We start from the raw sequence: 19,715 nt of genomic DNA on the forward strand, positions 1-19,715 counted from the left end.
CGGTCACACCACCTCTTCCAGCGAGAGGAAGTCCATCCACCGGAGTATTTTCACGGTTTTCGTTCCCGCCCCGGAGACTTCCACCCGGCACTCCACGCCTCTTGCGGTCTTTCCGCCGGCCTTCCCCACGGAAGTGATCGTATATACCCGTCCCTGCGGAGAAGTTGTAAATATCGCAGCCGCCGCGGGCGGCACTCCCGCATCCGCAAGATATTCCGCCACCTCCGCCGGAGACCGGAAGGGATTCTCCTCGCGCCTCGACACGACGGCATCGGCCGCACGGCGAGTGAAGCCCGGGAGCACCCGCAGCAGCGCGGCGGGCGCCGAGTTGATATCAACCGACGGGGAAGCGCCGTGAACGGTGAACGCTTTCGACAGAAGCCGGACGAAAAGATCCGGCGTCACGCCGTTGACCGAAAGAAGCTCGTCCACGCTCACGAATTTGCCGTTGCGGATCTTGACGGGTGCGGGCAGGGACGCATAATGGGCATCCTCCGCTCCGTTCGGACGCGGCATATCGTCCGCATCTCTCCAGTCCAGGATTGAATCTCCTACCCGTTCCGCGTCTTCCGTGGACAGCCCACCGTTTCTCAAGACATCTTTCAACACCGTCTCGGTAACGAAATTGACGTCGATCTTTCCGCTTTCGGAGGCGATGCGCGTTTCGTAGGAGGCGTCATCCTCCTCTCCTTTCAGCGGTTCCCTGAGGGCGTTGTCGATGGGAGAAACGGAGAGTTGGAAGATCGCGCGATTTACCCCGGTGCGAGCCTGGTAGTAGGCCCGTGCGGAATCGACACCGTTGCGTGCGGCAAGAGCCTCGGTCCGCATCGCGAACGAGAAGGACATCGCCATTATCCCCAGCAGAAGCATGGCCCACAGGACGACGAGCTGCGCGATTCCACGCGAGCCGCGCATCATGCACCTCCCGCCGGGAGGGGGATGACCAGCGCGGTTTTCCGGGGACCGCTCTCCGACGGGGTGACGAATTCCACCCTGACGGCTGCCGGCAGGACCTTTTTCTCCTTGCTGTCCCACGTTTCCACCCATTCCCACTTGCCTTCTTCCGTAGGTCCAGGCGAGTACCCGAAGGCAATTTCGGAGGCTTCGGAGAGCAGAACACGCGGCCGTTCGTTCCCTTCCCATGGCTCAACACCCTCCGCCCGCAAAGGCGATCCCTCGGATAACATCAATCCGGATGCATTTCGCGAGGAATCTCTTCCAAAAAAACAGAGCAGCCGGAAACCGCCGCCGGAAATGGATGAAGGAGCCGCCGCGGAGAGAAACCGGATTTTTCCCCTTTCCCCCCGGAAATAGGATACGGAGATACCCTCCGAGGGGAGAACCGCCAACGGATCCGCGGACCGTACCGCCCGCTCCAATACCTCCGTTCCAGCGCGCAGTCTCGCCATTGCGGCGGCCTCCTCCCCTCCGCGCGAAATCGAATGCCCCGCCAGCCGAAACGCAACGGCAAGGAAAGCCGCGATCGCGGCAATGATCGACAGGGACACGACCATCTCAAGGAGGGTGAACCCTCCTACGCGCTTCGCGCCGCTATCCATCGCGTTTCCTTTCCCACCTGGTGGCGGAGACGCTGACCGCGCGATCCCTGCCTCCATCGTCCCATCGTACCGTCACCTGGACATGCACCGGCCGGTACGGGCGTCCCTCCTCCTCCGGCAGGAAGGACGTTCGGGCGGTCCAGCGGTACTTTTCCCCGAAGAGCCCGGTTTCCTCACCCTCCGCGGGCGAAGGAGCGAGCATCGCCTCCTCCAGCCGCTGGGAGGCGTACAGCGATGCGGCATTCGAGTCCCTCGCGCCCCCCGCCAGGCGCAAGGAGCCCGACAGCAACTCGATCAGCCCCAGCAGTCCCGCGGCAAGAATCGCAAGGGCTACGATCACTTCAAGGAGCGTAAACCCTCCTTCGCGCTTCGCGCTTCGGAGGGCAGGCTCCCAGCCGCGCTTCGCGCTTCGGAGGGCAGGCCCCCAGTCGCGCTTCGCGCTTCGGAGGGCAAGCCCCGGTTCGCGCTTCGCGATCATGTGCCCTCCCCGACCATCCCGGTCAGGGGGTCCACCAGAATGCGCACTATTCCTCCGCCCGGGGAGGAGACCGCCACCTCCGCCTCGTCGGCGCTTCCGTCAGGGCGGAAACGTACGCGGACGACTCCGCGTTCCGCAATCGCGTCCCCGAACCGGACGGTCGCCAGCCGGATGCCTTCCGGCAGCGTCCATCTCCGCTCGTCTCCGTCGATGCCGTACTCGCCTTTCCCCAGGTCCAGGGCCACGGAACGCCCCCGGGCCTCCGATACCGCCTGCGTCCGCGCAAGGTTGAGCGCGGCGCGCACTTCTCCCGCGCTCCCCCGAAGCCGGGCGGATTCGACGGCCCCCGGCAGGGACGGGAGAACCAGGGCCGCGAGCATTCCCATGATCGCGATCACGAGGATCAGCTCGAGTAGGGAAAATCCTCCCCTTCCGATGTATTTTCCCCGTGCCGTCAAAACGGAACCTCGTTCAGCCGGAATATCGCAAGAAACATGGAGAAGACGATGAATCCCACAAGGATCCCCATTCCGAGGATCACCGCGGGCTCGAGAAGGACGAGAAACCGCTGGAGCCCCCGTTTCGCGGTGTCCTCGAAGGCGTCGGCGACGGATGCGAGCATCTCCTCGAGCCGTCCGGTTTCCTCCCCGACGGCGATCATCTGGAGAGCCATTTCCGGTATCGGGGTCGTCTCCGAAAGCGAACGGGCGACCTTCGCGCCTCCCTGCACGCGGAGACGCGCGGCTTCCATCCCGTCTCGGACTGCGGTATTGCCACTTACTTCCTTCGCTATCAGGAAGGCGGAGAGGATGGGAACGCCCCCCGTGAGCAGGGAAGAAAGCGAACGCATGATCCGCGAAGTTTCCATCGCCGTGAGGATCCCTCCCATTCCCGGCAGGCGCAGCTTCGCCCGGTCCCAGTCCCGCCGGACCTCGGGGCGGCGCAATGCCGCGGAAACCAGGAACCAGGCGAACGCGCCCGCGATAAGAAGCAGCAGTCCCTGCTCTTTCAGGAACGTGCTCGTGGAAAGAAGGATTTGCGTCGGCATGGGGAGAGCCACACGGGAGGCCGCAAAGACCGCGACGAATCGGGGAACGACGAATATCAGGAGAAGAATGACGGAGAGGACCGAAGCGCCGAGAAGGATGGACGGGTAAAGAAGCGATCCGATCAGGTTGGACCGGAATTCCCTGGACCTCGCAAGGAAGAGGCAGACCTGGTCCAGCGCTTCTTCCATGCGTCCCGTGGCCGCCCCGGCGTTGACCATCTGGACCGTGAAGCGGTCGAAGGGAGCGCCGGGCGCCCGCCTCATCGCGTCGGCCAGGGAACTTCCCGCGCGGACATCCCTGAGGATCTCCGCCGCCGCCGCTCCCATCGGCCTGCCGCGATACAGGTCCGAGAGCATTTCCAACGCCCTGTCCACCGGGACACCGGCGACCAGCAGCGTCCGCAAGCCCTGGAGGAACGGAAGGAGGTCGCGTTTCCCTCCTCTCCACCGGATCGCTGCCGGGGCCTCCGCCGATGATTTCGCGGCAGCAGGCGTAGCGGGCCACACCCGGATCGGCTGGAAACCCTTTTCCCGAAGCTGTTCCGCGGCAACCCGTTCTTCGGCCGCCTCGACCATCCCTTCGGAGACGCGACCCGTGCGGTCGGCAGCCCGGTATCCGAACACCGCCATCTTGATGACCCCCGTTATTCCCGCGGACCCGCGCCGGATCAACCGCCGCGCGTCACCCGGAGCACTTCCTCGATCGTGGTGATCCCGCGCCGGGTTTTCTCCCAGCCGTCTTCCCTGAGAAGCGTCATCCCGCGCGCGACTGCGCGTTCCCGGATCGCTCCGGCGTCGGCACGGGCCAGGATCAGGTCCTTTATCTCCTCGTCGAAGGGTAGCAGCTCGAAGATCCCCATCCGTCCGCGATAGCCGGTGCCGCCGCAGGCGTCGCATCCCGCACCGATGCGCAGGTCGCCGTCGGGCGCGAATCCCGTCTCCCGCAGGACCTCCTCGCGGAACGCGGCCGAGATCGCTCTCGGCGATGAACACCGTTCGCAGATCGTCCGAACGAGCCGTTGGGCAAGCACCCCGACGAGCGATGAAGGAAGCAGGTACTCCTCCACGCCCATCTCCAGCAGGCGCGTTACGGCGCCGGCTGCGTCATTCGTATGCAGGGTGGAAAGCACAAGATGCCCGGTGAGCGCGGAGTGGATGGCGATCTCGGCGGTCTCCCGGTCGCGGATCTCCCCCACCAGGATCACGTCGGGGTCCTGCCGGACGATGGACCGAAGGCCCGAGGCGAACGTCAGCCCGATCTGGGGCTTTACCTGGATCTGGTTCACGCCGGAGATCTGGTACTCGACCGGGTCCTCGATGGTGATGATCTTCCGCGCGGCGCTCTTGATCTCCTGCAGGGCGCCGTAAAGCGTCGTCGTCTTTCCGCTTCCCGTGGGACCGGTCACCAGGATCATCCCGTGCGGAACGCCCGCCATACGCCTGAAGCGTTCAAGCGTATCCTCCGGGAATCCCAGGCGGCCCAGGTTCAGCGGGACGGAGGACTGGTCCAGGATCCGGATTACGACGCTCTCGCCGAACAGTGTGGGGACTGTGGACACGCGGAAGTCGATCTCCTGCCCGCCGATACGGAGCTTCACCCGTCCGTCCTGCGGCAGGCGGCTCTCGGCGATGTTCAGCCGTGCCATGATCTTTATCCGCGACAGGATCGCCGTCTGGAGCCGCTTGGGCGGCGCCTCGACGTCTTCCAGCATCCCGTCGATGCGGTACCGGACTCGCAACGTTTTTTCGTACGGCTCAAGGTGGATATCGCTCGCTCCCCGCTCGATCCCCCGCGCGAGGATGAAGTTCACAAGGCGGATGATGGGTGCCTCGGAGGCTGCGCCGATCAGCCGCTCGACCCGCTCGTCGCCGCCGGCGCGCTCCTCTCCCTCCTCTCCCACCTGCTCGACCAGCCGCTCCATCGAAGAGGCGCTCTCTCCGCACAATTTCTCGATCGCCTCGCGGATCTCCTCCTCCGTTCCGGCCTGGACCTCGACGCGGCGGCCCGTTGCCTTGGCGACCGCCTCCCGGGTGTCGACGTCCAGCGGGTCCGACATTGCCACGGTAAGCGTTCCGTCGGAGAGAGATACCGGGACGATCAGTTTCGCGCGAAGGAACGGCAGGGGCAGGAGGTCCGGCGGAACCTGCCGCATCCCATCGACATCACGGAGGAAAGGAGGGATGCCGCAGATGGTTTCATAGGCGCGCCGAAGCGCCTCGGGGTTGAGGATTCCCCGGGCCAGGAGAGCTTTCGGGAAAGCGGCGCCCGCCGTCCGCGCAAGGTCGAGCAGCGTTTCCCGCTCCCCCTCCGGGACGGTAAGGGAGGAAACGAGCATTTCCTGGAAGGAACGTCGATTCATCCTTTTCACCGCCACGCATTTATCTTATCCCAATCCGTACCGCTTCTCCCCGGAAAACAGGGACCGTTTATACCTGACTCGTCGCTCCCGGCCATCCCTGGCAGCAAAACGGGGCGGGAAGCCAAGGCCCCCCGCCCCGTCCTGTCCTGTCCGTGCCGATCCCGTTCAAGGAACGGGAATGATGAACACGTCGAAGAAGCCTCCGGTGTCCCCCGATGCGATGGCGGGATCGTCGGTGCCGAAAGCCGCGACGAGGCCGTCACCGCTGATATCCGCCCCGGCGGACTGCATGGTGGCGGCAATGCCTGCAAGGAAGGTCGTCGTGCCCGCCGCGCGGTTGCGCACGAAATAGCCGGGCGAGCCCGTCCCGCCGAGGTTCGTCGCGTCGGATTCGAAGATGATACGGTTGCCGTCGTCGCTTATCGCCTTGTGCCCCAGGGCGAAGGAAGCCCCGTTCGATTGCGCGCCGCCCGTAGCCACGCTAACCCGCTCGGCCGTTCCCGTCAGCATGTCGTAAACGAAGACGTCGCTTACCGCATTGTTATCACCCGCCACCAGGTCCGTGGCGTCCGAATCGAACACTACGAACCGGCCGTTTCCGCTGATCCCTGAGATCCGGCTGTCACCGTTGCCCGCGGTTATCGCCACGGCGGGCCCGGGGGAAGTCCAGACGAAGATCTGTCTCAGCGCACCGCCGGGAGGAGACTCGAAAGCCACCCGCGTCCCGTTATCGCTTACGCAGTGGCCGAAGAGGGCGCCGCCGGCCGCGCCGCTGATGCGTGTCGTCGTGCCGGCAGCCCTGTTATACAGAAACACGTCCGCGATCCCGTTGGTGTCCCCCGCCACGAGGTTCGTTGCCAGCGACTGGAACGCGACGAAGTTCCCGTCTCCGCTGATGGAAGGCTTGTTGCTGTCTCCGTCCGGCTGCGTGGGCAGACCCAAGGCGGCCACGCTGACGCGCGTCGTCGTGTTGAAGTCCCTGTCCTGGACGAAGATGTCGGATTTCAGGTTTGTGTCGACACCCGCCCCCACCAGGTTCTCCGCCCTCGATTCGAACGCGACGAAGCGACCGCTCGAACTGATGGAGGGGAAGAAGCTCGAGTCGTCGGCGTTCGAGACCTTCAGGCTGAAGGTCCCGTTGATCCGGCTGGCGACCGTTATGTCCGCCGTCTGCCGGTCGTAGACGAAGATGTCGTAACTCGAATTGTTGTCGTTCCCCGCGCCGGTAAGGTCGGAGGCAAGGGACGAGAATGCGACGAAGCGGCCGGTCTGGCTCATAGCGATCCCGAGGTCGCCGCTGTTGTTGTTGCCGCCGACCCTGGTGACGCCGCTGAAGAAGGACGTCCCGCCGCCGCCCCCTCCTCCGCCGCCGCAGCCGGCCAGGCCGAGTGCGGAGATTACGACCGCCGCCAGAAACCAGCTCCATTTGCCAATGCTTTCTCGTCTCATGGTTATCTCCTCTCCCTTACTGGACGGTCAGATTCTCGAACCGATGCTCTCCGATCACCACCGTAACCTTGTCCCCCGGGGAAACCTCGTACCCGGCGGCGTTGAACAATATGAAATAGGTGCGGCCCGTTTCCGGCCTCAGCGTGTTCTGCCGCAATCTGCCCACTCTCGTCTCCGGAACGTTCAGTTTCGCTCCCGTGGCATGGTGAACCAGGTAGGCGGGCGTACCGCGCAACAGCAAGGGAGCCGCCTTCTCCGGGTCGATTACCCGATACCGGAAATCGAGCATCCGTCCCGCAACCGTCCTCCGCAGACTGACGGGTTCCACTCCCGACCGGTCCTCTACACGGAGCGCCGGGGCTTCCTTCGCGGCGGCCGGTGGAGCTTTCGGCGCAGTCGCGCAACCCACGGCCAGGACGGCGGTTATCGCCGCTGCGGCGATGTGTATGCGATATTTCCATGACATCTCCAGTGTCCCCTCCTTACGGAAATGGAACCGGGGCCGTGGCGGACCCGCCTGCGCCCGTCACCGTCACCGTGTCGGGCTTCGCCGGAAGCCGCATAACTTCCGCCTCGTAAAGGTCGAGCCCCGAGCGATAGACCAGCGGCACGGGTGCGGAGGCGCCAGGCCACGTGACGGTCATGCTGTCCGTGCCCGCGGCGGCGCCGGAGGTCGCCCGCACGATCAGGCGCTCTCCTCCGACGAAGTCGGTGCTGACGATCGCCAGAGGAGTGGTTGCGCCCACCACCGCCGATGTAACGGGAACAGGGGGCGACCAGTTCCCCTCGGAATCCTGGCTGCGGATCCAGATGGTGTTGTCGGCGGGGATCGCCGAGGTCGGGACGTACGCCGCAAGATCGCTTACCGCGGCAGTTCCGAACGTCCCCGTCATCGGGTTTCCATATCCCTCCCGAACGGTTTTATCCGAAATCCACTCGGCCGCCACGACGTTGCTGTTGCCGGTGGCGCTGTCGTCCGCCGTCGCGGCGAGAACAACAGGGGATATACCCGAGGAAGGATCGAACGAAGCAGGCGCGGTGACCGGTCCCGTCACGTCGGCCCCCTGCACCCCCAGGAACGTGAGATAGCCGCCGGGATATGCCCCGTTATTGTTCACGTAGAGCCGCCGGTCGACGACCGGGACTTTCTTCGCCGGGGCCGAAGGCACCAAAAGGACGTCCTTGGTCTTACCCGGGGGAAGGAATACGGTATGGTGCCTCCCCGGGTAGGGGAGAAGGTTTCCGTCCTCGCCGATGACCGATACATAGGTATTCATGAAAGACGGAGCGTGCGCATTCAGGTCCGCGTTCAGGAATCGGAGGAGGGTCCCGTTGCCGCCCGGAGGTCCGATCGGCAGCGGGTCATGATGATTGACAAGAGGATCCACCTGGTTTTGATACGGCTTCCCGTTGACAAGGAAATACTTCGGCTCGTATTCGAACGTGGTGGGGAGGACATCGGTGCCGTAAGTATTATCGACTACCGCGTTGTGAAGGAACGGGTCGATCGCGCTGTAGAGGAGCACGAGTTCGTTATCGAAAGTCGTGTTCGGGTTCGTGGCAGTCGGCGGATAAGCCTGCGCCGGATCCGCAGGGCGCACGATCAGTGCGCCGTAGATCCCCATCTGGACCTGGACGGAGGGGTCGGCGCCGCTTTGATAGAGGAACGTCCCCGATTTCGACAGCGTGAACCGGTAAGTACGCGTGCCGTTGTCGGCGGGCGTCATCTGCGTGAAGGAGACGACCCGCGGCGGCAGGGAGACGTTGTCCACGACCGGGGTGACGAAAACCGGCCCCTGCTGGGCAAGGGGCGTTCCCGGAGGGTTCTCCACGACCGGCATTCCGAGTCCGGGGATGACCAGAGAAATCCCGTTCCCTGTCCCGATGACTGTGTTGTCGGAAGGCAACTCGTTGATCAGAGTGACAACCAGGTCGTCTCCCACGGTCCCGACGAGCGTGGGGCCGGGGAACCCGAGGACGTTGTCCGTGCCCGCATTGGCGATCTTCCAGACGGGGATGACCGCATTGTCCGGCATTACGGCGTTATCCGCCGCCACCCGCAGGGTATAGGTCACCGAGGAAGCGACTCCCGCCGTGGCCGCAAGGAACGCCGCAGCCAGGAGGACCACCCCGATTTTTCTGAGCGCATGAGTACGCATCGATTCGTCCTCCTCTTCCTACGGGATGTCCACCCCGGGGGGTATGATGACCATGAAGGTCATGATCCCGCCGGGGAAAACGTCGTTGTTGGTCATTTCCTTCTCGGAGTGCGAATGCCAGATCTGGAAGAAGGCGCCGTTCGTGTTGAATTTCCCGAACCCGGGCGGGAGTGCGCCCAACTGACCCAGGAACGGGCTGCCGCTGAAGAAATCTCCCGCCGAGAGGTCATCCTGTTCCGGTATCCCGACCGGAAACGGCTTGCCGTGGTCCGCACACCACTCGGAAGTGACCGGATCGAACCCTTGTGCGTTCGGCGCGCAGTCGTGCGCCGTCAAGGGATCGTTCGGGTCGCCGTAGACGTCCCAGCCCAGGGCCTTGCCCGTCCATTCGAATGTCGAGTCCGACGTCCGGCCCGGGACCGTCGTCACGGTAAAGGCCAACTCACCGAGATCGGCGCCCACGTTGGCGAAATCGGCGGGATCGCTGGTCAGGGGCATCGCGTCCCATGCGATGACGCGAGTATGGTTGGAATGCGGGTGGAAGGGGTGCTGGTCCCTTCCCATCGATATGAGGCGTATGAGAGACTTCTCGCCCGGGTGCATCATGGGCAGCGCATTATACGGCTGGTGGGGGAGATAGGACGCGCCCGCCGCCCCCATGGTATCGGGCGAGTTGCGCCCGTTGATGAACCAGTAGACGGGGAAGAATGTGGTCGTGTCGATTTCTTCCCCCCTCTCCACCTGGTTGTGGTACCGGTCGTCCATCTCGCTCAGGATGAACAGGAACTCCCGGCCCGCGGTGTAAGCGGAAGAGGATTCGCCGTATGCCGTCGGGGCGGCGGGGTTGAAGACCGCCGGCCGGACGATGATCGCCCCGAAGAGCCCCATTTCTAACTGCTTGTCCATGTTCGTCCCGCTCTGGTAGTAGAAGGTCCCCGGCCTGCCTGCCACGAAGGTGTAGGTGACGGTGCTCTGTCCTCCCGGCGGCGCCTCCCAGGTGAAGATCCCGCGGATACCGTTGTTGTCCGAGGGCGTGGCGGTAACGCTGTCCATCCCGGGGAAGAGAAGCGAAACCGGATCGGGGAGCCAGTTCCTGAGCGTAACGGTGACGGTGTCCCCCTCATTGACGATCAGGGTGGGGCCGGGGTACTGGACCGAAACGGTCCCCGAGGGCGGGTTTCCGTCGGCGTAGCCCCAGAAGAACAGGTTGTTGCCGTCGCCGTTCTGTATGTAGTCGCTCGCGGCGACCAGTGAGAAGGAGGTCCCCGTCAATCCCGGGATCTCCGCTCCGGCCGGGACGGCGAAAAAGAGGGCCGAGGCAAGGACACAGAGAACCCCCATCCCGATTTTCCTGCTTGGCGTCCAGCGCATGGCGTTCCTCCCCGTGCCGAAGGTCTTCATGGAGCGGATATGCGGATCTCGGTCATCATTCCGCCGAACCGCTCCTCGAAATTGTTCAGGTGGCCAAGTTCACGTGCGTAGATGAAGTAGGTGCCCGGAGCGATGCCCGTCGTGTCCAGGATGGCGTCGGCCGTCTGCCCGCCTCCGAGGCTCACCGAGTTCGTCTGATAGAACATGTTCGTCCCCGTGGAACTCCGAAGGATCTTGGCGTCCTTGCCGACCACGGTCATCGGGATCCCCAGGACCTCGATGTTATGGAAAGACGTCGAAGAGAGGCTCGAGATCCGGAGAAGGACCTTCTGCCCGGCCGTCGCCTCGATCAGCGCGCTCATCCTCTGCGAAGGCTTTCCGTCCGGGTTGAACGGGTCCGGGTTCAGGGGAACTCCGTCCCTGTCGACGGGGGCGGGAATCGCATCCCTGCCAAGCGTCGTGTCCGGGTAACCGCGCCCGTTGAACATAGAGTAGGTGTCCTTCATACTGGCGAACGGGAGCGGCTGTACGGCTATGTGTTTGTCGTGGAAGTTCTGGTCGAATCCAACGATCTGGAGCGGGTAATCGACGTCGTAGCACGTCGATCCGTCGCCATCCGTGAAGACGTATTTCTGCGAAGCGCATCCCCCGACTGTGCTGCCGTCCTGCGCCGGGAGGACGTAGAGGTTTCCGAGCATCCCCATCTGCATGTGCTCGGTCGCCTCCACGTGGCAGTGCCACATGTACGTGCCGGCGCTGTCGCCGTCAGGCGGACCCACCTGGTGATAGAAGTAGGTGAAGCTTGCCCCGGGAACGGCCACGGTCGATGCGTCCGGCACGCCGTCGAAGATCGGGGCCGCGTTCGGGAAGCCGTGGTAATGGACCGAATGGGGGTCGAACAGGTCCGGCCGCAGAATCATGCCGACGTTGGTAAGCGTCAGGTAGAGGTCCTGACCCTCCCTCACCTTGAGCGTGGGCGCCGACCAGACGTCCGCAAGCATTCCGGCCATCATTACATCGTTGTCCGGGATACCGGTCGCGCTGGCAAATCCGAAGATGTATTGTGGCCACCCGCCCGAGCCCGCAGGCAGGTTGACCGGGTCGGGATTCGGGTACTTGACCTTGTCGGCCATGGTGACCCACCCATCCCCCGCGGTCAGGTGGATGCAGAGGACGTTCGGATCGTCCGTCTCGCCGGTCGGGAACCCGGTGGCCGGATCGAGCCGCACGCCGCCCGGCCCCGCGCCGTCCGTCAACAGGTTTGCCGGACACTGGAACCGCACCACCGCGTGCGCCGGCATCGCCCCCAGGAGGAGGACCAGGGCCATTCCGAGAGGAACCTGCCATCTCCGCCGTTTCATCGTAAGCACTCCTTCCGCGTTTTCCGTATGCGCCGGGGCGGACAGGCCGCCCCGGGATTTATTCGTTTACGGCAGGACGATCCGCCGGAACTCGTCCGCGCCGATGTCCACGGGCGACGGGCTGTCCGCCGCCAGCGGTTCGTCGAACGGCCGCGCCTCGCCGTCGATGTCGACTCCAAGGTTCGTGATCGTCTGGGCTCCCGCCGGGATTGTTCCCAAAGCCGCGCCCGCATCGATCGCCTGCGAGTACGTGTTGTCGGTCGGCGGATTCGGGCCATTTATATGGTAGTCGCCCTTCAATCCCAGGCTGGTCTGACCAGGCTGCGTAAAGGTGACCGTGACGAATCCGAAAGTCCCGGGCAACGGGAACGGGGTGTTGAAGTACGGGTCCGCGAAGCGCGGGAAGGCCGCGTTGTTGTCGCTGGAGACGATCATGTTCGCTGCCGGGTTGAGCACCGTCGGGCCGCTGTTCCCGTCGAGGATGCAGTTGCGGGCGTCCAGCTTTTCGGTGCCAATGCCGCCGAACACCCCGACGTTCCAGTAGAAGCCGCCGAGTCCCGCATTGTCCACGGCCGGGAGGAGCCCGCCGGAGCCGTTGTTGAGCGTCGCATCCCAATAGAAGGAGCGGTTATGCCAGAGGATGTTGTTGTAAAGGATCGGGTTCGCGAACGTCTGGGCCTGCGAGGGGTCGAAAGCCGCCTGGAGCTGTGAGCTGTGCGCCAGTGCGCTGATGCCCGCCGCCTGCGGCGTAGTGATGTTAAGCCCGCCGCCCGTTGCGCCCGGTGTGCAAAGCCCTGCCGCCGCCGGGAAGGGAAGACATGCCGCGCCGAAGGCGTCCTCGAAGGTGCTCGTCGAGTCGTTGTAGGCGATCGTGTTGTTGACGATGGCCACGTTCGCCGCATCGTCGAGCGAGATTCCGGCGCCCGAATCTCCGGAAAGGTTATTGACGATGATGTTATTCAGAATGTCCACACGGTACCAGGCCGTGTTGTCGGCAGGGTTTCTCAGCACATCCTGGCCGTTGACGAGCAGGAGCCGGATGCCCGCGCCGTCGTCCTGCGCCAGGTTCCCCTGGATGAGGTTCCGGTTTATCGTGACGTTTCCGGATCCCGGAGTCAGCCTGTTCGGGTCGGCTCCGACTGGAACGAGCTCGCCCGAGACGATGATCCCGCCGCCCTCGTCGAACGCCTCGTTGAACAGGATCCTGTTGTTTTCGATGAGACCGTTGTTGCTGAGCCCGAAGTGGGAGATCCCTGCTCCGTAGACCAGCGAGAAGTTCCCGCAGATCCAGTTCTCCGTGATCCTGTATTCGTCGCTGCCGTTGAACAGGCCGATACCGCCTCCCGCCGCCGGCTCGAAGACGCCGCCGTTCTGGTCGACGTGGTTATGGTGAATTACGACGTTGTCGTTGCGGTAGCTCACGTAATTGGGCCCTTGAGGCGTATTGCCCGCCGGATCGGGAATCGACGGGTGGCCGATGCGGATGCCGCCGATCTTCTGTCCCTGATTGCTCTGGACCTTGTTATTGCTGATCTGGAGGTGATGCGCGTACGCGTTGGCGAAGATCCCGCCGCCGCCGCCCTGTTCCCCCGCCGCCCCGGTGATAAGCAATCCGTCGATCCTCGCCGGATCGGCCGCCGTGAACGCCCCGTCCTTGGCGAAGACGGAAACCACAGCGCCGTGGTCCTGGAGATAATTGAAGACCTGGGTCGGGTCGTTGGGAAGCGTGTCGATGTGATCTATCGCGCCTGAGTCGATGAGGTTCTGGACCTTGGCATCCCAGGCCGCCCGCTTGTCGAGATCGAAGCTCTGTCCGTTGATCGCCGTCGACCATGCCCCGGACCCCTGGAGCTTCACGGGTTTCCACATGATGAGGTTTTCATCGTACGTTCCCGGGGTGACCAGGATGATGTCTCCAGCCGCCGCGGCGTCGAGCGCCTTCTGGATAGACTGGCCGGGGTAGACGCGCCTGACATTCCCTCCGACATGGAGGGTTATCCCCATGATCGTGGAGTTGCCGTTGTCTCCGCGGGTCACCATGAGCTGGCCCGTAGAGATGCCGCCCGGCACCCTCGCAGTGATGACCGTGTCGGTCCAGGCGATGATTTCAAGCGGGATGGGGAAGCCGCCTGGCGGAGTCACGGTAACGATCCCCGTGTTGTCGCCGAATCCGAAATCACGCACGTTACCGGCCACGGAGACGTCCTGTACGGAAATCAGCCGGATAATACGCCCGGCCCGGTCGACGTACGACCCCCCGCCAGGCCCGTCCACCTGGGAAATAACAGGGGTGCCGGAGGGGAACTCGCAGTCGAGCACACCGGTATTCGCCGTGAAAGCTCCTATGGGAAGAACGGGAGTGTCGAGGTGAGTCGTCTTCCCCGGCATTATGTCGAATGTCAGCCGGAAGACCGAGTAGCCGGGGTTATAGAAAGGATCCCTGATGAAATTCCCGGATCCGGGGGGAGACTCGATCGGACCGGGGCTGTTGAGAGCAACGGTCACCATGCTCGGCGAGACCCCGGACGGAAGAGGAGCGTTTATCCGGTAAGTCGACGGGAGCGACACGCTGAACCCGCCAAACTGGTCGGTGTAGGTACGGGCGATCTCGTTCCCCTGGTAGTCCTCCAGGCCGACAGGGAGGAACATCGGCGCGAGCTTGTCGCCGAACCGGGGGCTCGCCGGGTCGAAGGTGTTCGTGATGTCGTTCGTCACGAGGCCTACGAACCGTCCGGACTTGGGAACTTCCGTGAAGAGGTGGAAGTCCGCTGCGGCATTCGTCCTTTCCGCCAGCCGAACCTGCTTCAGATCGCACAGGGGGCGATCTGTGCCTGCGAAGTGCGCGGGAACTCCCGGGAAGAGGGTCAGTTCCGCGGGGACGGTGTGAAGCTCGCCCACGCATGGAGGAACGGTGCTCGGGTTGGGAGGCTCCGGCGCGCGAGTGCTCGGCGTCATCGAATCGCCGAAATCGACGTTCTTGTCTTCCTCTTTCACGAGATCATACTGGCCGGGAGGCGGCACCACCTCGACTATGTATGTGCTCGCAGGAAGCCCTTCCACTTCCGTGCTTCCGGAATCGATCCCGCCTGGGAAGTAGGAGAAGAATCCGTATCCGCCGTCGAAGAGGGCGCCGGGGCGCACCTGGTTCCAGTAGGGGAAGATTTCGGCGCAATCCTTGTAGCGCCCGCCGTACGGTTGGAAGAATGTTTGGGCCGCGTTGTCGGCGATGCATCCTGTTATGGGATTGTCGTCCCAGCTGTCCGCCGTGACGGTGCTGATCGCGTCGCCGTAATCCAATATGCCGTTGCCGTTCCGATCGATGTCTTCGGGTCCGGGGAAATTGCCGAAGGGGTAGTTGTCAGAGTCCGCGCGGGTTATGACCCCGTCGCCGTTGACATCGTCGATCACCCCGTCCGCATTGGCGTCGGCGTAAAGGTTGAGCACGATCCGGGGGATGCCGGGCTCCCAGGGATCGCCTACACCCAGGGCCGCGTCGTCCTCGGCACGGGTCGTCGAATAGAATACGACGCCGGTGATCCCGCCGTTTTTACCCGGCGGATAGTCCGTTTTCCCCCAGTCGATAACGTTCGCCTGCCCCGCGTAGACCATCATGGCTTCGAGCAGTATCGGTGCGGTGTAGGTGGAGAGTTCGGTCCGGCAATCCGTGGAACCATCGGCGCACGGCTCCGCCTGGGGCTGGGGAGTCAGCTCGAAGGTGTTCGGACGGGCGGGATCCCGGGGAAGTTCCCCTCCGAGGTCGACGTACACGGTTGCGCCGGTTGCCTCGAGAACGGCGAAATCGACCTCGACCACGAGCCACTTGAAGAAGGGGAAAATTTCCTTGAGCTCGTAATTCCCGGCGTCGTCCGTGACCGTGGACTGGTAGATAGACCCGTCCCGGAACCTGAGATTGATGGCCAACCCCGCAATGCCCGTTTCTCCCGCGTCCCTGTATCCGTTCCGGTTAAGGTCGGTGAATATGCTTCCCTTGAGCGTTCCGAACCACATCGGGACAGGGACATTGTCCAACGCAACCGTACTCGGCCCCCCTCCCGGCCCGAGCGGCGTGGCCGGGGGGACGACGACCGTCCGGAAGGAGATGATCACGTCCCGCGGGGCGTCCCAGAAAGCGAGCTGGTAGGCCCCGGGGGGAACGTTCGTAAGCGTGAACGTGGAGTCGCCCGTCAACGGGTCCGTTACCAGCGGCTGTGCGTAAATAAGCTCGTCCGCCCGGTTCAGGTTGGTAACTCCGATCCAGCCTTCCTGGATGGGGACTCCCGGAGCGGTGTCCGGGATGATCGGCGGACGTGTAGTGTGGAATGACACGACCTTTCCCGAAATCGTCCCGTACTGTTCCGGAAACAACGTGTTGTCTATCGGGAAGAAAGGCATGTACATGCCCAGAGGCCGCCATGCAAGATTGTCGGTGGGGTGGACGAACCCATAGAAAACGTGCGTGGAGAAGAAGCCTGCCTCGTTGAAGAGGCGCTCCTCGTTCGGCTTGACCCAGGCGTCGATCGTGGGCGTCCCTTCGAGCGTCGAGGTTCCGATCCATAATTCTTCGTTCAGCGGAGGGGTGTTCAGGGGTTCCGGGGGAACGGCGCGGACGCCGTATTTTCCCGGAGCGAGGTACTTTACGATGGCGTTCCCGGTGTTGTCGGTGAAGACTCCGGAGCCCTGTACGTTGACGATGGGGTTTCCGTCGGCGTCGAGGACAAAGGGCTCGCCGTTATCGTGGACGCCGTTTCCGTTCAGGTCCGTGAACTGGTACGTCGTCCCCAGGTTGTTGCCGAAGGCGTCGACGGTCACCTGCCCGGCGTATTCGAAAACGATGATCTTGAACCCTTCCAGTCCGCGTTCCGCCGGCGGATCCGGGGCACCGTTCAAGGGAGCGTTGTCCTCGAAGACCTGGACCGAGATCTGGGCCGTGGGAAGGGGAAGCGCCTGGCAGATGACCCGGACCGTGCCCGCCCCCGCCGCAACATTCGCCCCTCCATTGGAATATGTATTATCCGGGAGGACCGAGATGACATACCGCTTCGACGGGTCGACAATGTTCGGATTGCCGAGAGGAGATGTGTCGGCGGAAGTGCCTTTGGCCACCACCGGGGCATAGCCGTTATAGATGTTCACGGAGACCGCATTGTCGTCAACGACTCCCGGCGTCACTGGCTGGGTCGGGTCATCCTCAAGCAGCCACCGGTATCCGACCGTAATCGGCGTCCCGTTTCCGTCCACGACGTTCAACGTGAACCCCAGTGCGGTTGCCTGGAGAAGCGCCAGAAATGCCACCGAAAGCAGCGCGGCGAAGATTCCGATGCGCACTTTTCCGGGAATGCATGCCTTAGATATCATCTCCGACCTCCTCACAATGGTCCGCAGTTGATGCAAGATATTAAAACAGTGATTTAAATGCACCTGTAGCGTCATTGGATACGGCCTCTCCCCTGGATCTTTGGATAATCTGCCTTAAAGGATCGAATTCGCAGATGCGAAAATAATTGTTTAATTACCTGCTAATGAATCCCTCTCATTTTTTATACTTCGATGCAACTTGCGTCAAAGCAGTTTCAAGACTCGTTTTAATACGCTTTGCATCTTTTCGAAAACCGAAAGCCTGGAAAATTTGCGATTAAACGGGGGGGGGAACCAGGTGATGAATCCTCCCCGAGGGAAAAGCGGGCGACCGAATGGTTGGGAGATACGGGATGACTTACCCGATGAACTTTCGCTCGCCGGTTTCCCATGACGCGGAGGGTCCCCGCCGTCGCCGATCGGCGGACGGCTCCCTGCGGTCAACGATCGCCCGTGCCTTGGCACTCCCATGTCGAAACTTGTCGTACTCATGATGCCGATCAAGATGATGCTCGCGGGAGGAATGTTTCATGCCGTGAAAATTTTCCCGAGGGGAAAAAAATTTCGCGTAAAAAACCATTTTTCGTCCTGAAAAATTTTCAACCTGGAATTTTTTCCACTTTGCCTGTCGGCTCCCGAATACGGCAATATCACTTCACAGTACGTTTTCGCGTATACTTGCGGGGAAACGCAGATTCCTCTTCAGGAGAACGGAAGATGGAGAGAAGAATGTACGTACGGATTGCTTGGTGCGCGCTCTTCCTGTCCTTCACAGCCGCAGCGGGGTGCGGCGGGACCGCCGTCTTGAACCGCGCCAACGAAATTTCCGTGGCATCCGACCCGTCGGGAGCCGCGGTAACCGCAGCGGGGAAGCGTATCGGCGTGACGCCCCTCGTAATCCGGCAGCAGGACGTATTCCCCGTGGTGTTCCCCCCGGAGAATCAGGATGCGTACGGGACGCTTGTCATATCGAAGGAAGGTTGCAAGGATCACACGGTGCGTGTGACCAACGAGGTGATCCGGAAGGGCGTCAACGCGAAGCTCGACTGCGGGCAGTCTGAATTGGTGAAACCTCGCGCAGGCGCTCCGGCGGCGCCGCCGCCGGCGATACGGGAGAGGCTTCTTCGGCTGAACGAGCTGCGCGACCAGGGATTGATCACCGCAGATGAATACAAGGAGATACGCGCGAAGATCCTCGGCGAACTCTGAAGCGCGCGAGCGCCCCGCGATCCATGGGCCTTTAAAAAAAGAACCCGCTCCCGAAGGAGCGGGTTCTTCCCGAAGCCCGATGATCCCGTTCTTTTGAATCCCGCTTTTTTAGAATCCCGCGAAAAGCATGAGCGTGGTCCGGTTGTCGCCGCCCGAAGCGGGCTTCGGATCGTACCGGTCTCCGCTGAAGGAGACGTTCGAAAGCTGCAACTCCACGTTCTGCGCCACCATGAAGGTCGTCCCGACGGTGACCGCCCTGTCCTCGGTCTTCGCCGCCGTGCCGCCGCGGTCCCCGTCCAGGAAACCGGCGAACACGGTCCACTTGTTGGGGATGATGCCGAATTCAGCCAGGATAGACCAGGCTTCCTTGTCCTTTGCGTTGGATGCCGAGCTGGCATTGAAAATGTTCGTGTCCGAGGGTTCCGCCTTGGCGTATGCCAGGTAGATCCCGAGCGGCCTTCCAATCACCATCCCCTGCGCCTGGGCGTCGAGCACCCATCCCTTGGTGTCCTGGTCGCCTGTCTTCTTCGATGCCTCGCCGAAGAATATAGCCCCCCCGAATCCGCAATCCCAGCCCATGACCTGCGGCGTGACGGCGGCGCGCAGGTAGTTGGCGAATCCGTTGATCGCCACGTTTCCGTGGTCCGGCGTCCAGAGCGAGTAGTTTACGAACCACTTCGGATGCGACACCACCAGCGCTATGCCTTCAGCCGCGGTCGCTCCGAGCCCGACGAACTGCGGCGCCGAAGTGGCGTTGCGCTCCTCCGCGATCCGCTGTGCACGCATCAGCCCCGTGTTAAGCAGCTCGAATCCGTACCCGACACCCAAAGCATCGGTGGAGAACAGCACCGCGCCGGCGTTCACTTCGCCCACCTTCCAGTTGAAGTGCGCCTTGTAGGAGCTGAACAGGGAGAATTCCCCCGTTGTCGTGTCCGCCTCGCCGAATGTCGACATTTCCAGGTTGAACCCGATATGTTCGCCCGCGCGGCCGCCGATAAGAAGCGCCGCCTCATCCGGGAACTGGAGCTGGCCGAAATCGGTATCCGACGTATCCCCGTTTGACTTCTGGTACCGGATCTTCGTGACAAGCGACGCGTTCAGCACGACAGGGAGCGAAAGGGCCTCGCCTTCGATCAACCCCTGCCCCCCTTTCATCGTGAACGCCCCCGCCTTGAAGGCGCGGCCGAACGCGTTGATCGCCGGATAGTGCTGGAAGTGGCAGGCAGTGCATGCCATTCCCGTCTGCCTTGCGAATGCGGGGGTCGCACCGGCTTCCTGCGGGACAGCCGCGATGGCGGCGAGCAGGAAAGCACACAGAAAACCTGCGAAAAGCATACTCCTCGAGCGCATGGAACCGGGCATTTTC

Annotated in this window: 14 protein-coding genes; 1 reads left to right on the forward strand and 13 read right to left on the reverse strand. The window is 63.0% G+C overall.

All coding sequences use genetic code 11. The annotated features are described in order from the left end of the window. Nucleotides 1-3: 3 nt before the first annotated feature. From HY896_10490 to HY896_10545, 12 genes are all read right to left on the reverse strand, one after another. Entirely contained in the window at nt 4-918 is a 915-nt protein-coding gene (locus tag HY896_10490; GenBank protein ID MBI5576774.1) for a general secretion pathway protein GspK, read from the reverse strand. Beyond that, nucleotides 915-1,559, reverse strand: a complete 645-nt coding sequence (locus HY896_10495) for a prepilin-type N-terminal cleavage/methylation domain-containing protein (protein ID MBI5576775.1) — start codon at nt 1,557-1,559, stop codon at nt 915-917. The genes HY896_10490 and HY896_10495 overlap by 4 nt, the downstream gene beginning before the upstream one ends. Next, nucleotides 1,552-2,037: a prepilin-type N-terminal cleavage/methylation domain-containing protein gene (locus tag HY896_10500; GenBank protein ID MBI5576776.1), complete on the reverse strand. Its 486-nt coding sequence runs from the start codon at nt 2,035-2,037 to the stop codon at nt 1,552-1,554. Before HY896_10500 ends, HY896_10495 begins: the two co-directional genes overlap by 8 nt. After that, nucleotides 2,034-2,495, reverse strand: a complete 462-nt coding sequence (locus tag HY896_10505; GenBank protein MBI5576777.1) for a prepilin-type N-terminal cleavage/methylation domain-containing protein — start codon at nt 2,493-2,495, stop codon at nt 2,034-2,036. Before HY896_10505 ends, HY896_10500 begins: the two co-directional genes overlap by 4 nt. Next, nucleotides 2,492-3,757 carry a type II secretion system F family protein gene (locus HY896_10510; GenBank protein ID MBI5576778.1) on the reverse strand — a complete coding sequence of 422 codons (1,266 nt, stop codon included), beginning with the start codon at nt 3,755-3,757 and terminating at the stop codon, nt 2,492-2,494. The genes HY896_10505 and HY896_10510 overlap by 4 nt, the downstream gene beginning before the upstream one ends. Then, complete coding sequence (gspE, locus tag HY896_10515) at nt 3,754-5,445, reverse strand: type II secretion system ATPase GspE (GenBank protein MBI5576779.1); 1,692 nt, start codon at nt 5,443-5,445, stop codon at nt 3,754-3,756. Before gspE ends, HY896_10510 begins: the two co-directional genes overlap by 4 nt. 165 nt (nt 5,446-5,610) lie before the next feature. Continuing rightward, complete coding sequence (locus HY896_10520; GenBank protein ID MBI5576780.1) at nt 5,611-6,894, reverse strand: hypothetical protein; 1,284 nt, start codon at nt 6,892-6,894, stop codon at nt 5,611-5,613. 16 nt (nt 6,895-6,910) lie between these two features. Next, the gene (locus HY896_10525) at nt 6,911-7,360 is read right to left on the reverse strand and encodes a hypothetical protein (GenBank protein MBI5576781.1); all 450 of its coding nucleotides are present in this window, start codon (nt 7,358-7,360) and stop codon (nt 6,911-6,913) included. 16 nt (nt 7,361-7,376) lie between these two features. Continuing rightward, entirely contained in the window at nt 7,377-9,053 is a 1,677-nt protein-coding gene (locus HY896_10530) for a multicopper oxidase domain-containing protein (protein MBI5576782.1), read from the reverse strand. 18 nt (nt 9,054-9,071) lie between these two features. Further along, nucleotides 9,072-10,424: a multicopper oxidase domain-containing protein gene (locus HY896_10535; GenBank protein ID MBI5576783.1), complete on the reverse strand. Its 1,353-nt coding sequence runs from the start codon at nt 10,422-10,424 to the stop codon at nt 9,072-9,074. A gap of 26 nt (nt 10,425-10,450) precedes the next feature. Next, the gene (locus HY896_10540) at nt 10,451-11,785 is read right to left on the reverse strand and encodes a multicopper oxidase domain-containing protein (protein MBI5576784.1); all 1,335 of its coding nucleotides are present in this window, start codon (nt 11,783-11,785) and stop codon (nt 10,451-10,453) included. Nucleotides 11,786-11,851: 66 nt separating this feature from the next. Further along, nucleotides 11,852-17,140, reverse strand: coding sequence for a right-handed parallel beta-helix repeat-containing protein (locus HY896_10545; protein MBI5576785.1), 5,289 nt, complete (start codon nt 17,138-17,140; stop codon nt 11,852-11,854). A 717-nt stretch (nt 17,141-17,857) separates the two neighbouring features. On the opposite strand from HY896_10545, the gene HY896_10550 reads away from it, so the two are divergent. Continuing rightward, complete coding sequence (locus HY896_10550) at nt 17,858-18,349, forward strand: SHOCT domain-containing protein (GenBank protein ID MBI5576786.1); 492 nt, start codon at nt 17,858-17,860, stop codon at nt 18,347-18,349. Between the two features lie 108 nt (nt 18,350-18,457). Here the strand turns inward: HY896_10550 and HY896_10555 are convergent, their stop codons facing one another. Continuing rightward, the gene (locus tag HY896_10555; GenBank protein MBI5576787.1) at nt 18,458-19,684 is read right to left on the reverse strand and encodes a hypothetical protein; all 1,227 of its coding nucleotides are present in this window, start codon (nt 19,682-19,684) and stop codon (nt 18,458-18,460) included. Nucleotides 19,685-19,715 lie beyond the last annotated feature (31 nt).

The sequence above is a fragment of the Deltaproteobacteria bacterium genome, from assembly GCA_016218975.1.
In the GTDB taxonomy this organism is placed as follows: domain Bacteria; phylum Desulfobacterota; class Deferrimicrobia; order Deferrimicrobiales; family Deferrimicrobiaceae; genus JAENIX01.

Excerpts from the sequence above, each read along its gene's own strand:
- HY896_10500 (MBI5576776.1), bottom strand. The coding sequence starts at position 2,037 with ATGATCGCGAAGCGCGAACCGGGGCTTGCCCTCCGAAGCGCGAAGCGC.
- HY896_10495 (MBI5576775.1), bottom strand. The coding sequence starts at position 1,559 with ATGGATAGCGGCGCGAAGCGCGTAGGAGGGTTCACCCTCCTTGAGATG.
- HY896_10555 (MBI5576787.1), bottom strand. The coding sequence starts at position 19,684 with ATGCTTTTCGCAGGTTTTCTGTGTGCTTTCCTGCTCGCCGCCATCGCG.
- HY896_10530 (MBI5576782.1), bottom strand. The coding sequence starts at position 9,053 with ATGCGTACTCATGCGCTCAGAAAAATCGGGGTGGTCCTCCTGGCTGCG.
- HY896_10525 (MBI5576781.1), bottom strand. The coding sequence starts at position 7,360 with ATGTCATGGAAATATCGCATACACATCGCCGCAGCGGCGATAACCGCC.
- HY896_10490 (MBI5576774.1), bottom strand. The coding sequence starts at position 918 with ATGATGCGCGGCTCGCGTGGAATCGCGCAGCTCGTCGTCCTGTGGGCC.
- HY896_10535 (MBI5576783.1), bottom strand. The coding sequence starts at position 10,424 with ATGCGCTGGACGCCAAGCAGGAAAATCGGGATGGGGGTTCTCTGTGTC.
- HY896_10550 (MBI5576786.1), top strand. The coding sequence starts at position 17,858 with ATGGAGAGAAGAATGTACGTACGGATTGCTTGGTGCGCGCTCTTCCTG.
- HY896_10545 (MBI5576785.1), bottom strand. The coding sequence starts at position 17,140 with ATGATATCTAAGGCATGCATTCCCGGAAAAGTGCGCATCGGAATCTTC.
- HY896_10540 (MBI5576784.1), bottom strand. The coding sequence starts at position 11,785 with ATGAAACGGCGGAGATGGCAGGTTCCTCTCGGAATGGCCCTGGTCCTC.
- gspE (MBI5576779.1), bottom strand. The coding sequence starts at position 5,445 with ATGAATCGACGTTCCTTCCAGGAAATGCTCGTTTCCTCCCTTACCGTC.
- HY896_10520 (MBI5576780.1), bottom strand. The coding sequence starts at position 6,894 with ATGAGACGAGAAAGCATTGGCAAATGGAGCTGGTTTCTGGCGGCGGTC.